This window comes from Trichormus variabilis 0441 (assembly GCF_009856605.1).
In the GTDB taxonomy this organism is placed as follows: Bacteria; Cyanobacteriota; Cyanobacteriia; order Cyanobacteriales; family Nostocaceae; genus Trichormus; species Trichormus variabilis.
The window spans coordinates 74,965-94,070 of record NZ_CP047242.1; the positions used below are offsets into that span (position 1 = coordinate 74,965).

Annotated in this window: 12 protein-coding genes; 8 read left to right on the forward strand and 4 right to left on the reverse strand. The window is 38.6% G+C overall.

Going from position 1 to position 19,106, the window contains the following annotated elements; translation table 11 throughout:
• The first annotated feature begins 24 nt into the window (after positions 1-24).
• Positions 25-1,497 carry an IS66-like element ISAva2 family transposase gene (locus tag GSQ19_RS00290; protein WP_011316419.1) on the forward strand — a complete coding sequence of 491 codons (1,473 nt, stop codon included), beginning with the start codon at positions 25-27 and terminating at the stop codon, positions 1,495-1,497.
• On the opposite strand, the gene GSQ19_RS00295 is transcribed toward GSQ19_RS00290, so the two are convergent.
• The gene (locus GSQ19_RS00295) at positions 1,480-1,884 is read right to left on the reverse strand and encodes a transposase (protein ID WP_228119660.1); all 405 of its coding nucleotides are present in this window, start codon (positions 1,882-1,884) and stop codon (positions 1,480-1,482) included. The two genes, GSQ19_RS00290 and GSQ19_RS00295, sit on opposite strands and share 18 nt — an antisense overlap.
• 129 nt (positions 1,885-2,013) lie before the next feature.
• Here GSQ19_RS00295 and GSQ19_RS00300 point away from each other — a divergent pair, with 129 nt between their 5' ends.
• From GSQ19_RS00300 to GSQ19_RS00310, 3 genes are all read left to right on the forward strand, one after another.
• Positions 2,014-2,328 (forward strand): hypothetical protein, encoded by a 315-nt coding sequence (locus GSQ19_RS00300; RefSeq protein ID WP_158647774.1) that lies wholly within the window; start codon positions 2,014-2,016, stop codon positions 2,326-2,328.
• A gap of 241 nt (positions 2,329-2,569) precedes the next feature.
• Positions 2,570-3,097, forward strand: coding sequence for a PEP-CTERM sorting domain-containing protein (locus GSQ19_RS00305; protein ID WP_011320811.1), 528 nt, complete (start codon positions 2,570-2,572; stop codon positions 3,095-3,097).
• Between the two features lie 423 nt (positions 3,098-3,520).
• Positions 3,521-5,113 (forward strand): alkaline phosphatase D family protein, encoded by a 1,593-nt coding sequence (locus tag GSQ19_RS00310; protein ID WP_011320812.1) that lies wholly within the window; start codon positions 3,521-3,523, stop codon positions 5,111-5,113.
• Between the two features lie 174 nt (positions 5,114-5,287).
• On the opposite strand, the gene GSQ19_RS00315 is transcribed toward GSQ19_RS00310, so the two are convergent.
• From GSQ19_RS00315 to GSQ19_RS00325, 3 genes are all read right to left on the reverse strand, one after another.
• On the reverse strand, positions 5,288-7,783 hold the full coding sequence (locus tag GSQ19_RS00315; RefSeq protein WP_224311816.1) for a two-partner secretion domain-containing protein: 2,496 nt from the start codon (positions 7,781-7,783) through the stop codon (positions 5,288-5,290).
• A gap of 253 nt (positions 7,784-8,036) precedes the next feature.
• Positions 8,037-9,587, reverse strand: a complete 1,551-nt coding sequence (locus GSQ19_RS00320) for an NF038122 family metalloprotease (RefSeq protein ID WP_011320814.1) — start codon at positions 9,585-9,587, stop codon at positions 8,037-8,039.
• Between the two features lie 82 nt (positions 9,588-9,669).
• Complete coding sequence (locus GSQ19_RS00325; RefSeq protein WP_011320815.1) at positions 9,670-10,890, reverse strand: NF038122 family metalloprotease; 1,221 nt, start codon at positions 10,888-10,890, stop codon at positions 9,670-9,672.
• Positions 10,891-11,464: 574 nt separating this feature from the next.
• Here GSQ19_RS00325 and GSQ19_RS00330 point away from each other — a divergent pair.
• The 4 genes from GSQ19_RS00330 to GSQ19_RS00345 all read left to right on the forward strand — a co-directional run bounded on the left by GSQ19_RS00330 (position 11,465) and on the right by GSQ19_RS00345 (position 19,063).
• Entirely contained in the window at positions 11,465-12,184 is a 720-nt protein-coding gene (locus GSQ19_RS00330; protein ID WP_011320816.1) for a DUF928 domain-containing protein, read from the forward strand.
• Positions 12,185-12,299: 115 nt separating this feature from the next.
• Entirely contained in the window at positions 12,300-15,068 is a 2,769-nt protein-coding gene (locus GSQ19_RS00335) for a CHASE2 domain-containing protein (RefSeq protein ID WP_011320817.1), read from the forward strand.
• The gene (locus tag GSQ19_RS00340; protein ID WP_011320818.1) at positions 15,065-16,387 is read left to right on the forward strand and encodes a hybrid sensor histidine kinase/response regulator; all 1,323 of its coding nucleotides are present in this window, start codon (positions 15,065-15,067) and stop codon (positions 16,385-16,387) included. The genes GSQ19_RS00335 and GSQ19_RS00340 overlap by 4 nt, the downstream gene beginning before the upstream one ends.
• Before the next feature lie 69 nt (positions 16,388-16,456).
• Positions 16,457-19,063, forward strand: coding sequence for a CHAT domain-containing protein (locus GSQ19_RS00345; protein WP_011320819.1), 2,607 nt, complete (start codon positions 16,457-16,459; stop codon positions 19,061-19,063).
• The last annotated feature ends 43 nt before the right edge of the window (positions 19,064-19,106 follow it).

A 19,106-nucleotide genomic window follows, 5' to 3' on the forward strand; every position in this document is an offset into this window, starting at 1 on the left:
CAGTAGAGGTGGAGTATCAAAAATATGAACCAAAACTTGCCTCAAGATTTAGACAGAGAAAGTTTGAGCCAGTTATCTAAAGAAGAACTGGTGGACATCATCATTGAGCAGAGCAAGGTAATACGTGAGCTACAAAAGATAATATTAGAACTACAGCAAGAAATAGAGCGTTTAAAAGTCAGCAGAGATTTAGATAGTTCTAATTCATCAAAACCTCCATCACAAGACATTCACAAAAAAAGCGAAAAAGAAAAAGTGCCTCACCTTGAGGAATCAAACCCACCGAAAAAGAAACCAGGTGGGCAACCAGGACATCAAGGTAAAACTCGAAAGGGTTTTGGCAGAGTAGATCGCTATGAAATTTTACGTCCAACGGATTGCATTTACTGTGGTCAAAAAGCATTTGCACCCCTAGCAGTAAAAGTAGAAAAACACGCGGTAGCGCAACTAGTAGAATGTCCCATAGAAATAGTTGAGTATCAACGCCATACGTGCGTGTGTGAATGCTGTGGAAATATACAAACAGCAGCCTGGCCCCAAGAAATTATTCCAGGACAAGATTTAGGAACGTCGTTACAAGCATTTTTAGGGTGGACAAATAACTATGCACATATGCCCTACGAAAAACAGCAGGAAATGCTTTGGGAACTTGGTGAGATTGAAATTGGATTGGGAACTTTAGTCGCCACCAATGAACGAATACAACAAGCAATTGAACCGAGTATTCATGAGTTAAGTAATTGGGTAAAACAGACACAACCTAACATCCATGTAGATGAAACACCTTGGTCAGTTAAAGGGGTTAAAGAATGGTTGTGGGTAGTGGCTAATTCTGAATTCTGCCTGTTTACTGCGGCTGATACTCGTTCTAGAGCCGAACTAGAAGCAATTTTAGGGACTGAGTATACAGGTGTACTCAGCAGCGATGATTTTAGTGTTTATAATGGCTATCAAGCTGTTGCCCAACAGAAATGTTTGGCTCATCTACGTCGTCACTTCAAAAAATTGATTCAACTTCCCGGTCTTCACAACAAAGCTATCGGCGAAACCTTTGTCAATTTAATTGATGAAGCCTTCAGAAGTTATGCTCAATGGTTTGAAACTCTTGACTCAAACAGTTATAACGATTGGATAAATCAATTCAAATTCAAGTTGCAATTTTCTGTTGATCAATGGATTAACTTGGCAGGAGCTACGGCTGGAAACCTTTTACGTTCTTTGCGCGATAAAGCAAGCCAATGGTGGTATTTCCTTGACCATCCTGAAGTTCCTCCTGATAATAATCTCGCTGAACGCTCGCTGCGTTTAGCTGTGACAAAACGTAAGGTTAGTGGTGGTTCACGCTCGATGAAGCGGTTTCAACATACTGCCAATTTGTTGACGGTAGTGCAGACTTGTCGCCGTCAAGGTAGGTCTGTTATTGATTTTTTTGTGCAAGCTCTAATTGCTGATTCTAATAATTCTCACTCTCGCCCCTCTTTACTTCCGCAATATTAGACCTGAATCCTTACAAGTAATATGCTTTCGGTCTGATGATAGTTTCCATCCAGAGACTTTGTACTCAACCGAGCGAGTGTTTTTCTTGAATTTGGGATACCCTTTCTTACCTGAAATCCCACGCTTGCAGTTGTCGTAAAAACGGTTAACCGCTTTCAAGACTCGCTCAACAGCAGTTTGGCAGGCATGAGAATTTAAATCCTCTACAAACTTAAATTCTTTCCTCAGTAAGGTGTTGTATCTAAACATTTCCGTCTTGCCAACACCACGGTTATCCATCCAATAACGCAGCACTTTATTTCGGACAAATTGTGATGTCCTGATTGCTTCATTGATAGCAGATATTTGTTGTGGTTTTGGGTTGACTTTGTACTCGTAGACAAACACGTTTGATACTGATTTGTTTGGTATCAAATAATATAATAGCATAAAGCCGCCCTTCTAGGGCGGCTTTATGCTATTATTTTCGGTCATCTGAGCGATCGCGCTGATGAATTTTTGCAGGGTTGTCACATCATGGCGCAAGCATACCAGAAACGCCTCAGCGCCCAATGTGGCTTCGCTTTACGAATCAACTCACCCACTTTATGGCTCTATGCACCTTGGCAATGGTTGCTGTTGCTAGTATGTCCGCTAATTATTTTAGGCGCAGAAGAACTAAGAAAAGCTGCTTGGCGCAGAAATCTTAGACATAGACGATCAGGTCATCTACTGAAATTTCTCAGCAAATACTTTGCGTGCCTGTTGATAAAGAACCATGAGTCATTTTCGCAGAATAATACAGTAGTGACTCTACACCACCTAAAATTTCTGCTAGCAAATATAACTTGAGCCGAGATATTTTCTAATTTTACCTCTCATTAAATTTGACTTAAACTTATACCCTCAAGATAGTTCAGTTACAAATAATCGGGCAGCTATTTTCTGATTTCCAAAGGAATATCATCACTTCTGGTTATCACTGATTTTATCGGTGATTAACTCCTGTTTGTCAGTCAAAAGGAGTTAAAAAGTACAAGAAAAAAGATTGCAATTTGCACAGTATTAAAAGTTCATAGTGAGGAAAACAGAGATGAAATTTGGTTCACAACTAGTCCTTACTGCTGTTAGTTTGGTTTTGGGGTTGGCAAGCGTGGAAGTAAAGCCAGCATCGGCGGCTCTTGTTAATTATGCTTTTACGGTTAATAGTCCTACAAAAACAGGTAGTGGACTATTTAGATTTGATGACTCAACTTTGGTTAACGGCGAGGCAATAGTTCAGTCTCTTTCGTTTCAATTTGCAGGTGAGTCTACTATTTACACCGAACAAGATGATCCTGAATACCCAGGGTTTCCTATTGTTTTCCTTAACAATTTTTCTACAGGTCAAATATCTTTCGCCTTAGATTATCAATTTGACGATCAGGCTAATCCTGGTAGTTTTATCAGATATGAAATTGCTGGTGAAGATTTTACAATCTACTCTGTAAATGATCCAAATGCCGAATTAATATCGGGTACAGTTTCTTACACTAAGGTTCCCGAACCTGCTATGTTAGGAGGTCTTGTTTTAGTGGGTACTGTCACTTTCATGAAGAAGAAAAAACTCGTTATGAGATAAAAGCATGAGTTTCGCTCATTAATTTTTACTCCTCATCACTTTTCAAACACACTCTTAGGATAATGGAGAATGAGTAATGGATAATTCATTCTTCATTTTTATGTATCTGATATCCAAGTATCAATTGGAAAATATTTTTTAAGTTTATATTAACCTTATCTTTGTCAATAATTAATGTGCAACTAGTAATTTATGACGTGCAAACACAACAACTAACACATTAATAACAGTTATGCTAACTAAAACCTTACTGGGGTAAGTAAGTAATACCAATTATCTTAAATTCAGTTATGGATTCAAGTCAACGTACGACCGTAAAATCTAACTGGCTGAATTTAAAAATCTCAACTGGTATGACAAGTAACGTGTTTTTTGTGTTAGCTGTCGCAATGCTACAAACTATTTGTTAGTCAGGAGTAGAGAATGGTAGATTACCATAATGTTCAGAAGTTCCTGCAAAGTCGGATCAAGCGACGCAACTTAATCATTGGTGGGGGAGCATTCACTGGTTTAGCTATTGCCAGCCAATTTTCTCATCAAAGAGCGATCGCTAGAGGCAGATTTTCCGATTATCCCTTTAAACTGGGTGTGGCATCAGGCGAACCCTACGACACTAGCGTTGTCATCTGGACTCGTTTAGCGCCTGAACCTTTAAATGGCGGTGGAATGCCACCTGTGAATGTGCCGATTCGCTGGGAAGTAGCCACTGACTCTAACATGAAGCGCATTATCTCCAGGGGAACTGTACTGGCAACTCCTGAACTAGCTCACTCTGTAAGAGTAGTAGTAGAAGGACTCTCACCCCATACTTGGTATTGGTATCGCTTTAACGTTGGTAACGAAGCTAGTCCTATTGGCCGGACTCGCACTGCACCCGCGTCCGGTAGTTTTTCCAATCAATTGAAATTTGCGTTAGTATCCTGTCAACATTATGAGCAAGGTTATTACACAGCTTATAAATATATTGCACAGGATGACCTGGATTTAGTTGTCCATGTTGGCGATTACATCTACGAAGGTGGGATCAATCTGACTCGACCAAGACAACACAATAGTTCTGAAATTTTCACCTTAGAAGACTATCGCAATCGTCACGCCTTATATAAAACTGATGTCAATCTGCAAGCTACCCATGCAGCTTTCCCTTGGATTGTCACTTGGGATGACCATGAGGTGGAAAACAACTACGCCAACTTGATCTCAGAAATTGACACTGAAGCAGACCAAGATCCAGCTATCTTTGCACAACGGCGAGCCATTGCCTATCAGGCTTATTATGAACATATGCCTCTGCGTCCCTTCTCTCGACCAGTCGGCCCTGATATGCAGCTTTACCGCCGATTAAACTTTGGCAACTTAGCCACATTCCATGTTTTAGACACTCGTCAGTATCGCACCGATCAACCCTGTGGTGATGGTACGAGAACAGGTTGTTTAGATGCGCTTAATCCCAATGCCACTATTACAGGTAAAGCTCAAGAAGATTGGCTATTTGATGGACTAGATAAATCTTCTGCTAGGTGGAATGTGTTAGCACAGCAAGTTCCCATTGCTCAGAGAGACTTTACACCAGGAGAGGGTCAATCTTTCAGCATGGATAAATGGGATGGATATGTGGCTTCCCGCGATCGCTTGATGGCTTTTATTGCACAGCGTCAACCATCTAACCCTATATCCCTAGCAGGTGATGTGCATTCTCACTGGGCAATGGATCTCAAGGCCAATTTCAATAACCCAGAATCTGCTACATTGGGTAGTGAGTTTGTCTGTACTTCTATTAGCTCTGGTGGGGATGGTGCAGATACTAGTCCCGCAGTGCAAGCGTATTTACCAGATAATCCCCACATTAAGTTCTACAACGGTCAACGGGGATATGTGCGTTGTACCGTCAGTCCTACCACTTGGCGATCAGACTATCTGGTAATGTCAAATGTCTTAACTCCATCTGGAACAATTAGCAATCGAGCTTCATTTGTAGTTGACAATGGTCTCCCTGGAATACGACAAGTAGTTTAGGAATTTCTACATCACTTGCAAGTTAAGCTAATGCGCGCCTAAATTGCATAACTACTAATAAGGGCTGTTAACTGTTGAATGTCAACGGTCAACAGCCATCAAGATTGGATTATGTAGCAAACTCGTAAAGACTTTGAAAGTACTAAACATAGCTGTAGCCAAATAGATAAAATCTTAGGGTTTAACATCACATGAAGGTGATACTTGCCACGGAGTGAGAGGCGTTACCTGTGGGATGGATGCTAGTAGCTGCATTGTACCATCTGCACCAACAATTAATCCTTGAGCCTCAACAATTGGTTCTTGATTATTAACAGTTTGATAGTTACTGCCTGCTGTTGAGTTAGCTACTTCATTGGATAAATCACGGACATCATACCAAACTATCTCACCTCTGAGGGTATCGGTAGGGTTGGTGGGTAAGCCACCACGGTTACTAACAACGAAACGATTCTTTTGCGTCACACTACAACCACTAGCTATCTGCTGTGAGCGATCGCTAAAGTTAGTCGGTAGCTTCACTAATCCGCTAGTAGGATCAACATCTAGTGTATTCAGTTCTACAGTACCATTAAACTCCGCACCCAAATCAGAAGAAGCCGTCAGGTCACTGTCTGGAGTCGGTTGGGGACGGAATTGAATCCCAAAAACTGCTTTGGCATTGACAACTACCCTACCACCAAAACCTTTTTGAGCATTAGCACTAATATCACTATTTTCGTAAGCAACTAAAGTATTGGTAGTAATATTAATATTTCCCCCAACTGCACTATTGCGCGCATTGGTGCTAATTTGACTACCACGTAGTATTTGCAGGGTGTCCGATTGAATCGTAATATTGCCTTTATCCCCGGCATTAGTATCAGCAGTAATGATCCCTTGATTTGCTAGTAAAATATCAGCAGAATTGAGATTTATATTTCCCGCCGCCCCTTTTCCAGCTAAACCCCGCAGATTTCCTGGGTCTCTACTAAGGAAACTACTGACATTAATAGTTGCACCATCACGAACAACTAAGCGATCGCTACTGATATTAACATCGCCACCTTGACCTTTACCAACAATAGCATTAGCGAATAAACCACTACGACCAAATTGATTAGTACCTGCTAATTCTACTGAGTTAGCATTAATTGTCATGTTACCAGCCGAGCCATTCCCAGAGGTGCTAACAGCAATCTGACCCCCGTCAGTAACTCGTAAATTGCTGGTTTCAATGATTAAATTACCAGCATTACCAAAACCAGCGCCTAAAAAAGTTGCAGCTGGCTCTGGAATACTCAATATCTTTTGGACTGTGGCTGCAATGGTACTAGGCCCAAATTCTGTCCCACCACTGACCTCTACATCTTGAGCGAGAATTTTCAAGTCACCAGCTTTACCAAAGCCCAAGGTATTAGTAAATATCTGTCCACCATCAGTAACTTGTAATTTATTAGTTTCAACTGTTAAGTTTCCCCCGTTTCCTCTTGCGCCAGGAGCAACAGGAGCAAATAAACCACTAGGCCCAAAGAGAGAAATACCACGTATCTGCACATCCTGAGCTGTAACGTTCAATTCTCCAGCATTTCCAGTGCCAAAAGTACCACTGGAAATTTGACCCCCATTGCTCACTTGCAAAGTTTTTGTAGTAACTGTGACTTTACCTCCTTCTCCACTTGCACCTGAAGCAACATCAGCTGATATACCGCTAGATATCTGGTTATTAGGGTTCAAAACAAAGCCTTTAACAGTCAATACCTCTGATGCAGATATATTCAATATCCCTCCAGAACCGCTACCTGTGGTATCTGTAACTATGACTGAACCGTTGTCGAGAGTCACATTTTGCCCTCGCACCTCGATAGAACCACCACTATTACCACTAGCATCTACAGAAGCAGCATTTACAAGGTCAACATTACCGTAACTAATTCCTGGTGTGGGTTGTAGTTGCAGATGTCCACTAGGATTGGTGATTGTCACCTCACCTCTATTCACAGACCATAATTCAATTCTTCCCTGGGGTACAGTAATATTTCCTCCAGCTAATTCCACCTTGCCTGCAACTAGTGCTAAAGTCTGAGCATTTGGGGTTTGATAGCTCAATCCTGATGGACGGTTACTGTTATCAACAGATAAATCAGGATTGAGTTGGAAATTGTTGCCTGAACCTTGTACTTGAATGGTGCTGGTGGGGTGAGAACCAAATTGTAAACCGATAGGTACATTAACAGTCAAAATCGGGTTAACTGTAGGGTTGATAGCACTAAATTCTTTCCCATCATTGAATTTGATACTATCTGCTGTAGTCCCAATAAATGAGCCGCCTATATCTAATTTGGCATTTGCACCAAAGATAATTCCATGTGGATTAATCAGAAATAAATTGGCATTACCTATATTATTAGTACCATTGAGAAGTGTTTGAATAGTCCCGTTAATTTGGGAAGGTGACCCTCCCGTAATCCGTGTGATGATATTGCTAATTCCTGTATCGTAAATAAATCTAGCAGTATCTCCTGATTGAATTGAAAAATCTTGGAAACTGTGAAAAAGATTAGCACCATTATTCGGTCTATTGCCGCCAGTAATATCGTACACACCACCAATACTATTGACATTAGTGGGTAGAGTATGATCAGGGTTCAGTTGAGTTTGTGCTAATCCTTTTAAAGGTGTTTCTAGCACTAGACACAATGTAAAAAAAAATAAAATTTTTGTTGTTTGTAAGTTGAACATTTTAGGCTTTATAAATTTCTTGCTCAGTTATGTAATATAAAATCCCCTTGCAAACATCAATTCGACTGTTAGCAAGTGGGACAAATGAGATTGATTAAAATTAATAGAGGTGATGTTTGTGGATGGGATATTGTCTTTCTTGGTAACTAAGGTATAATTCCCCAAAAAATTATGAAACTAACAATATAACTCTTCCACCTTGCTAATTTTCACAACGGCGCTTGAGTTTGGGAGCAATGCCAAGTACAGCCATTCCTAATAATCCAAAGATAGTAGTGGGTTCTGGTACAGATTGCGCTTGAGAAGACCCACTCAAATGGTCAGAGTTGCCATCATCAAATTCGTCTAATGTTTCCCAGGCGAAATTTTGCCAAAAGCCATCCGTAGCTAAATTATCTGTATTTTGCCAATAGCCACTCCAACCCCACCAATAGCCACTCCAGCCCCACCAATAGCCACTCCAGCCCCAATTATAAGTACCACTGCTAGTGATCATTTTATTGAGGGCTTCACCGCGATCGTCATAGCTATTGTTATTGGCATCGATATATTGTGGTGTCAGAAGTGAAGCAGCTTGATTGGTATTAGCATCGATCCAACTAGTAGTGACTCCCATCTTAGTGGCAAGTCCAGATTTGGCACTATTGAAGATAGTGAGTAGGTCTTGATTATTCTGTTGGAGATTCCACCCCAAGATATCTAAAGTAGTCAGATCGTTATTGGTGACGAGTTTTCTTGTACCGCCTGCACGCAGAGCAGCTTCCATAATGCCATCATAGATACCATCTTTTTTCCAGTGACTGCCTTGATTACCGTCTCCTCGCAATTTGGTAGTTCCAGAAGACAAATTACCTAACTTGGTCATACCACCATCAATAGATAATACTGTATCCACACCAACGGATATATCAGGCCTATTCCAAAAGCGGCTATCTTGAGATAAACGAAACATATCCATCAAGTAGCCATATTTAGACATATCACTATCAGTGAACCATAACTTTTTTGTCAATAAATCTGCGTATTCAGGTGAGTCTATACCACTGACAAAGCCGAGGGTGTGAGTTAATTCATGTACGGCTACACTAAAAAAATCTACAGTGGCAGTAGGAATAGTGTTACTAGCGTTGGTGGCAGAAAAATAATTCCATGAGAGAGGCCGAGTAATATTGCCTAAGTTACTCACGAGAATATAACCATCGTAACCAGGATCATTAGCACTAATAATTCCTAAAGCTTTGGCATTAGCACGGGTGAGATTAATATTTCTCACATCGGACTGAAACTCTAAGTCAGCTAGTCCATATTTATAGGTATTGGTTAAAGATTTATATCCTGTGCATTGATTTTGCCATGATCCATTGCTGAATGTAAGGCTGATATTACATTGGTTATATATAGTATTTAAAGCTGTGCGATCGCTAGATGAGGTGATATCTGCTTGTAGTCTTCTCACCACATTATTATAACTTTGTGAAGTTACCCCCGGTATCGCCCCACCAATCACATTAGTAGGTAATATATTGGTCGATTCAATAAAAATATTGACGGTGACATCATCAGCCAAATAATTTGACCAATATCTACCAGCCATCTCATAACCAAGCATTTGGTCAAGGGTTGTCCCTGGTGCATAAGTGAAATTAAACTGTAAGGCTTGGGCTGGAGTGTCACTTACAGCCATTGAAGCAGCTAAGGTTAGGGGTGTGAGTAATCCCAACAAAGGCGGAGATTTCCAACGATTTGGAGGCATATTAGTTATCCTTAATACTAAGAATTGATTGTGACGCTTGCGTAAGTGCTGTTTTCGTTTCAGTACTCATACTGATTGGTAGCTATGGTGCAGGATGAGCTGTTTGCCAATAACCACTCCAACCCCAGTTATAAATGCCACTTTTTTGGATCATTTGCTGCACATCAGAAGAGCGATCGCGGATGGCATCGTTATTTGTATTACTATCGAATTGTGAATCCCAAATTTTTTGTGCTTTGGTTTGGGCATTTGTGGATAGGACGGACAAATTGATGATTGGGAAATAATCAACCTGCCAACCAATGTAATCGAGGACGGTGAGATCGAGTCTGGAAATTTTTTTAATTCCTCCCATGCTGATGGTTGAGGACATAATCCCTAAATAGGTTTGGCTGTCTATTTTCCAGTGACTAGCCTGCTCCCCATCGCCTCCCAAGAGAGTGTTTTCGCCACTGGAAAATATTGCTTGGTATACAGTTGGTGTGCTTCCTTCCATTTGAGTAAAGTTAAATGGATTTTGTCCTCCGTTGATTGAGAAGTATTTAGTTCCACCCACTGTGTAATCAATTGCTCTTTGTTTGGTACTCTCAGTTGAGTAGCGAAACATATCAACAGCCGTAGGTAAAGCTAAACCACTCAAAGCATCAAGACCACTAATAAATCCCAAGCTATGCCCAATTTCGTGGACAGCTACACTAACAAAATCATATTGGTTCTGTTCAATTTTGCCCCCAGCGTACCTATAACTCCAATTAGTCGATTTTTCCAGTTGAATATAGGCATCTAATTCAGAAGCATCTCCACTCAAGTCATTACCGAGGGCTTTATTATTGGCTGTAGTTGTCAGCAGTTCATAGTTACTGTTATTGATGATGCCGCCTGCTAGTCTAGTTCTATATTTATCAGTGCTGTAGATAGATGTTGGCAACTGATAGATATTAGCCGTACCATCTGCACCCAAACCCTCTTTGAACTTGTCATAGTTGATTTTTTTAATTGCTGGGGTTGTACCGCCCAATTTACCCTCAGCTAAAACCCCTTCAGTCATCTCGACATGGATGTTGACCACAACATCTATATCTTGTAAGTAAGCAGACCAAATATTTCCTGCTAACTCAACTGCTGCAATCTGTTCCTGTGTGATTCCAGGCTGATAGGTAAAGTTAAATGTAATGGCTTGGGCTGGTACATCAGCTACTATCAATGTGGCTAAAGCTAAGAGTGGTTTTGCCGTATGCAGAGCAATTTGAGTGGTTTGATGAGATATGCTTGTATGTATTTTCTTGTACTGTTTGCAGATCATATCAGTAATTTATCAGTAATCAATATATCAATTGCTAATATAGAAACTATTGTGATGTTTCGATATGAAATATTTGTAAAAACAAAAAATTTTTTTATATAGAAGTCAGTAATCAATCTTCTTGAGTATGTTGTTTTCTTAAAGTTAAATACTAGTAATGTATTTTTAATTTATTTCACATAAAATATTAGACTTCTAGTTAAAATTTTTATCGATTAATCTTAAGTATTTTCAATTAAGTATTGGAGATTGCGCATATTCATGAATCATGAAAGTGAAAATGCCTATAAAAACCAGAATATCAGCTTTTCTACTCAGTAATCACTCAAGCTTTACTTTAAATTATTATTGGACTTCATGAATTTCTTTTATACAAACAAATAAGTTTTCATGAAATTCTCATATGAGGACATCAAGAGATTTCTGATTAAATCCTTACTATTTATTAAAAACATGGTGATAGTAATTATACTGATGCAATATAATAAATAATAACATTGAATAATAGTAAGTAATATAATCCTTAAAAATAGGATATCCGCACTAAATTACTTTGAGAAAGTCTTCAAAATTTATGGCAAGAGAAAATAAATATCTTTTCCAACCAAAATTATTGGTAATTTTGTGGTTAATTTCTTTATCCTCGATTCCCATAGGAATGACACCCAGTATGGGTCAGGTAACGTTCAGACCACCTAAAGCACAAGCTCCAAAAAAATCAATTGGAGGAGCATCTCGTGATGCTTCTAGTTGCGGTGCTGATGTGAGTGCAACTATTCAAGCCTCAGTTACACCATTGTTACCAAAAACTAACATCGGTTTGACAGTAGCGGAACGTCCGACAATATTTGTTTATGTTCCTCAAACGAATGCTAAAACAGCACTTTTTGCTCTGCAAGATGAACGAGGAAAACAATCTTACCAGAGAATCTTACACTTATCTAAGAAACCTGGGGTGATAGAAATTAAACTTCCTAGTTCAGTGTCAGCGCTAAAAATAGGTCAGAATTATCAATGGTCTTTAGTGATGATTTGTACTGAAGAATTAGAGCCAGATAGTCCTTGGGTCAGTGGATGGATTCGTCGAGTTGAATCTCATCGTAATTTGAGTCATCAACCTACTGTACAATTAGCATCCAAGCTAGCTAATATGGGCATCTGGTATGATTCGCTGGCTACTCTGGCCGAATTAAAGAGAAAACAACCAAATAATCCAACTGTAACTACTTCTTGGCAAGAATTATTAAGGTCTGTTGATTTGAGTGCGATCGCTGAAGTACCTCTTGCCAATTAAGCAAAACTAGACAAAATAAGAGCATGAGAATAATTTTCACTCGTGCTTCTTCTCTAGAAATTAATATTTATCTTTCTTGAATTGCAAAACTTTTCATCTTGAATACAAACACCTAATGAGGTCATCTGCAAAAACAATTATCGGCTATATACACAAGGTATGTTTCCAAGATTGGCGCAGTATATTCATGACAGCACCAGTCGTGGCAATATGCGTCATGACTGGAGGAATGGCGGGGTTATTTCAACTGCTGGAATGGAACATGATGGAGCAATATTATGCTCTACGTCCTGTTGAATCAATAGACAAACGGATTTTAATTGTTACTATTGATGAACAAGACATCACTCAAATTGGCAAATGGCCTATTCCTGACCTGATTTTAGCCAAGCTAATTGTTAAACTCAAAGCACAAAAACCAGCAACTATAGGCTTGGATATCTATCGAGATTTGCCAGTAGAACCAGGTCATCAAGAATTGGTGGGAGTGATTAAATCTACGCCTAACTTAATTGGAATCAAAAAATTAGTAGGGGATCAAGTTGCTCCATCACCTACTTTATCTGAACTAGGTCAAATTGCACTTGCTGATTTAGTCGCAGATACAGATGGTAAAGTCAGGCGCGGTTTATTATCTGCTGGTGATAGTGAGGAGAAAATTTTTTTAGGATTAGCACCTCGCTTAAGTCTGATGTATCTTCAAAGTAAAGGTATTGCTTTAGAGGAACTAAATCCAACTGGCACTTCTTTACGGTTAGGGAAAGCAGTATTTACACCTTTGACTGGCGAAGAATTTAGTTATCGAGGTACAGATGTTGGAGGATACCAAATTATGTTGAATTACCGTGGTTTTCAAGGTAATTTTGACACTGTGAAAATGCGGGATATCCTCAATGATTCTATATCATCAGAATTAATACGCGATCGCATTATTTTGATTGGAACTACGGCTAAGAGTATTAATGATTTTGTTAACGTTGGTTACAGTCACAATGTGCAGGATGACGAGAAACGCATGGCTGGGGTAGTAGTTCATGCCAATTTAGTCAGCCAAATTTTAAGTGCTGCTCTTGATGGTAGACCATTGTTGCGAGTTTGTTCTGAGCAAGCAGAGTGGCTATTGATATTTTTTTGGTCTTTTATCAATAGTGTTGTTACTTGGTATGGGTTGCAAGTCAACTCTCAGCGCAAACAGTCTTTACCAGGATGGCCGATTCTGGTGATTTTATTGAGTACAAGTATAATCTTCGGTAGTAGCTATACTGCATTTATGATTGGTTGGTGGATTCCTGTAATGTCACCACTGTTGACAACTTTTCTGTCTATAATTGTTACTACTAATCTGTATAAACAATTACAACTAGAAAAAGCTAACCAGCAACTCCAAGATTATTCTCGCACATTGGAAGAAAAAGTGCGCGATCGCACCCAAGAGTTAGAAACCGCCAAAATTGCTGCTGATGTTGCCAATCAAGCTAAAAGTGAATTTTTAGCAAGCATGAGTCATGAGTTGCGTACACCCCTCAATGGGATTTTAGGATACGCACAAATCCTAGAACGCTCTGAAAACATAGCGCCGACAGTATTAGAAGGCATTAACATTATTCATCAGTGTGGTTCTCACTTGCTTACTCTCATCAACGATATTTTAGACTTGTCCAAAATCGAGGCGGGAAAACTGGAATTACACAATACGGATTTTGATTTTTCCTACTTCCTTACAGGAGTAGTAGAAATGTGCCGTATTCGTGCTTTACAAAAAGGTATCTCTTTTCATTATTTACCAGATCCCCATCTCCCTCAAGCAATTAATGCTGATGAAAAACGTTTACGACAAATAATAATTAATTTACTTGGTAATGCCATTAAGTTTACTGAGACAGGTGGAGTCAATTTCACAATACAAGTCCTAGAAGTAGGAGCCAATTTCCACAAAATCAGATTTCAAGTGGAAGATACAGGAGTGGGAATGACTCCTGAACAATTGACAAAGATTTTTTTACCTTTTGAGCAAGTAGGAGATAAAAGTAAACAAGTAGAAGGTACCGGATTAGGTCTAGCTATTAGTTGTAAAATGGCTGAATTAATGGGTGGTCAAATTCAAGTAGATAGCATTTTGGGAACTGGTAGCAAATTTTGGCTAGATTTAAATTTAAATATTATCAGTCACTGGTTACAAACATCTAGTATATTTCATAAGAAAAAAATTATCGGTATTCAAGGCAAACAACCAAGAATTCTCGTTGTAGATGACAAATGGGAAAACCGTTCTATAATTTGTAATTTCTTACGATCAATTGGTTTTGAATGCCTTGAAGCCACCAATGGACAAGAAGGATTAAATATAGCAGTAACAAATCAGCCTGATTTGATTATTACTGACTTAGCTATGCCAGTTATAGATGGCTTTGAAATGATCCAAACCTTAAGAAGTCTACCTCAAACATCCAACGTCACCATTTTAGTATCTTCTGCCAGTGTGTTTGAAAGTGATAGAAAAAAAAGCTTGCAAATAGGAGGAAATGAATTTTTACCAAAACCTTTAGAAATTGATAAATTACTCCAGTATTTACAAGATTATTTACAACTTGATTGGATTTATATAGAAGATAGCAAACAAACAAAAGTTTCTGAAAATCAACCGTCTCAGTTTAATAAACATCAATTGATAGTTACGCCGCCAATTTCAGCGCTTGATAAGCTATTGGATTTGTCTATGAGAGGCAACATCAAAGGAATACAAATAATATTGAATGAAATAGAGGAATTAGATGCCACTGGTAATCTTACCGGCTTTGTGACACAAGTTAGACAATTATGCGATAGCTTTCAAATTAAACAAATCCGCGAATTAATAAAATATTTAAAAACTGGCACATCATGAAAATTTTTAACATCTTTGAAAAAGCAACAATACTAATTGTAGATGATAATCCCACAAATTTAAAAGTTTTATCAGATGCTATCTCTTCTTTGGGATGGGAAGCTTTAATAGCAACTGATGGTGAAAGCGCTATTGAGGAAGCTGAATATGCCCAACCAGATATAATTTTGTTAGATGTGATGATGCCGGGAATAGATGGGTTCCAAACCTGTACAGAACTCAAGAAAAAATCGTCTACTAAACATATACCAGTTATTTTTTTGACGGCTCTTACAGATCAATTTGATAAGGTATTAGGTCTTGTCACAGGTGGAGTAGACTATATAACCAAACCTTTTAACTTAGATGAGGTTTTAGCAAGAATCCAAGTACATTTAAAATTGAGCTTCTTAACTAAAGAACTGCAAATAAAAAACCAAGAACTGGATAAATTAGTAGAAGAACGTACACAACAACTCTCTCTAACTTTGCATAAACTCCAGGAATCTCAATTACACTTAGTCCAAAGTGGCAAATTATCCACTTTGGGAGAGTTAGTTGCTGGAGTTACCCATGAAATTAATAATCCTCTGAACTTCGTGATGGGTAATTTAGGATTTCTTCGTAATTATATAAATGCTTTAACTAAGCATTTACAGCTTTATCATCAATATTACCCGCATCCAGTTATAGATATTACTCAAAACGCCAACATAATAGAATTAGATAAAATATTAATAGATATACCAAAGCTCATGTCTGCAATTGATACAGGATTAGAGAGAATTAATAATATTAGCGATAGTTTACGCAATTTTTCCCGTTCAGATATATCTAAGAAAGTTTTTTTTGATATCCGTGAAGGTATCAACAGCACTTTAATAATTTTATCGCATCGCTTAAAAGGTAATAAACTACGTGCAGACATAGAAATAATCAAAGACTATGGTGATATCCCAGTATGTGAATGTTATCCTGAGCAAATAAATCAAGTTTTTATGAATATGATTGCTAATGCTATTGATGCTATTGATGAGTTATGTCAAAAAACAGCAGATATGCAAAACAATCAAAATCATAAAATCATCATCAAAACTGTATGGAAGCAGGAAGAAGAATTATTAATAGTTACCTTCAAAGATAGTGGTGTGGGTATGTCAGCAGAAACACAAAAACAGATATTTGAACAGTTTTTTACCACTAAACCAAGCGGTAAAGGTATGGGCTTGGGTTTATCTATTAGCCGCCAAATTATTGAAGAGCAACATAATGGCAGATTAAGATGTTGTTCTGTGTTAGGTGAAGGAACAGAATTTTTAATGGAAATTCCAGTCAGGTAACTTACTGATAAATTCTCTACTCAAGCAAGATTACTAGTAGATATCAAATTTATACACATAAACCAATATATGCTGAATTTCACTAAATATGCGGTCTCTTTGGGAGGACTAACTTGCTTTTTAATAACCACGAATCTTACAGTATCGGCACAGACTAATCAGCAACTAGTCCAAATATCAAAATTAAATCTGGAAGTAGACTCAAGTTTACGGCAATCCTCCATTATTGACTCTTCCAATCCCAAATATCGACTACATCAGGGTAGAAGTTCATTTGAGTCTGGACGCTTTGCTGAAGCTGTGAAATTTTGGGAAGCTGCATATATTGGCTTTAAAAACCAAGGTGATATTCTCAATGAAGCTTGGAGTTTAAGTTACCTGTCCTTGGCTTATCAGAATTTAGGGGATTGGCCAAATGCAGAAGTTTCTATTACTCATAGCTTAAACATATTAAAACATCTCAATGTCCAGAAACAAGGAAACTCTGCTATCTTAGCAGTAGCTCTGAATACTCTAGGTAATCTCAAACTCTCAACAGGACAGGCACAAGCAGCTTTAAAAGCTTGGCAAGATGCGGAAAGTGCATATGCAGTAGCTGGTGATGAAGTGGGAAAGCTAGGTAGCCAAATTAACCAAGCCCAAGCAATGCGAGCTTTAGGATTATATCGCAGAGGGCAGCAGTTGTTAGTTAATTTGCATCAAAAGCTGCAAAATCAGCCAGATTCTATCATTAAAGCCAAAGCATTACAAAGTTTAGGAATTGCTTTCCAATTAGTAGGAGATGTGCAACAATCTCAAGAAATTTTACAGCAGAGTTTAAAGATTAGTAAAGACTTAAATTCCGCTACAGACATTAGCAATATTCTGTTTAACCTGGGAAATACGGCTAGAGATTTACAACAAATAGAGGTAGCTTTTGACTATTATCAACAAGTTGTAGCTCAGACAAGTAATTCTCAATTACGCGTCGATGCACAGTTGAATCAAATTAGTCTCTATTTACAAACTAGACGCAACAAACCCTCTGAGGCTTTATTGTCAGAAATTAAGTGGCAATTGGAGAAACTGCCTGCTAGTCGGATGTCTATTTATGCAGCAATTAATTTTGTTCGTAATTTGACTAAATGGTCAAAGCTAGATGGTAATGAGTCCATATCATATCGAGAATCAGCGCAAATTTTAGCCCGTGCATCACTACAGGCTCAAATGCTGGGTGATTTGCGCGCTCAAGCTTATGCTTTAAATGAGTTAGGAAAATTGTACTTTGAGAAGCAGCAGTTAGGTGACGCTTTAAAACTGAGCCAACAAGCACTACAAATTACTCAAGAGATTAACGCTACTGATATTAGTTATCAAGCGGCTTGGCAAGTTGGGCGTATTTTGAAAAAACAAGGTGACCATCAGGGTGCGATCGCAGCTTACGATAATTCTGTGAAAACTCTCAAGTCTCTGCGTAGTGACTTAGTAGCGATTAATCGTGATGTTCAGTTTTCTTTTCAGGAGAGTGTGGAACCAATTTATCGGGAGTTGGTGGATATACTACTAGAATCGCCCCAACCCAGTCAAGGAAACTTAAAATTAGCACGAGAGACAATCGAAGCATTGCAATTAGCAGAGTTAGATAATTTCTTTCGGGAAGCTTGTTTAAACGCTAAACCAGAGCAAATCGATCAAATCGACAAACAAGCAGCCGTCATCTATCCAATTATTTTAGGCGATCGCTTAGAAGTAATTTTATCTATTCCTGGCAAACCCCTCTCTAGTTATCGAACAGTCCTATCTTCCAGGGAAATGGAAGACATAATTAAACAAACACGCCAATCTCTCAACCCAATTTTCTCAAATGAGGAAAGGTTAAATGTTTCTCAAAAACTTTATGATTGGCTCATACGTCCTCTGGAATCTGAGTTAAGCAAAAGTGGAGTCAAAACACTAGCTTTTGTGTTAGATGGTTCTTTACGTAATATCCCAATGGCAGTTTTACATGATGGCAAACAGTATTTGCTAGAGAAATACAGTTTAGCACTATCTCCAGGGATGCAGTTGATGCCAGCGCGATCGCTCAAACGTGAAAATCTCAAATTGATGACAGCTGCCCTGAGTGAATCACGGCAAGGCTTTAAAGCTTTACCAGCAGTTAAATCGGAGGTAACAGAAATTTCTGAGGAAGTTTCTTCAAAACTACTTTTAAATGAAAATTTTACCGACACCAACCTTAAGCAAGCTATAGAATCAACACCATTTTCGGTGTTACATCTAGCCACTCATGGTCAGTTTAGTAGCCAGTCTGATGACACTTTTATTCTCAGTTGGAATGAGAAGATTAATGTTAAACAATTGAGCGAATTTCTGCAAGCCAGAAACGAATCACAATCTACACCTGTAGAATTAATGGTTCTCAGTGCCTGCCAAACAGCAAAAGGAGACAATCGAGCTATATTAGGCTTGGCTGGGGTAGCAGTACGTTCTGGTGCGCGCAGCACTCTAGCTACTCTTTGGTCAGTAAAAGATGAGTCTACTGCTAAATTTATGGTGGAATTTTATAAACACCTCAGACAACCGGGTATCAGCAAAGCAGAAGCATTACGACAAACTCAACTAACTTTTTTGCAAAATGCTGATTTTCAACATCCTTTTTATTGGTCAGCATTTGTATTGGTGGGTAATTGGCTTTAGAGCTTGGTTGTGCAGAATCAAGTCAACACTGCCTGATTAATAG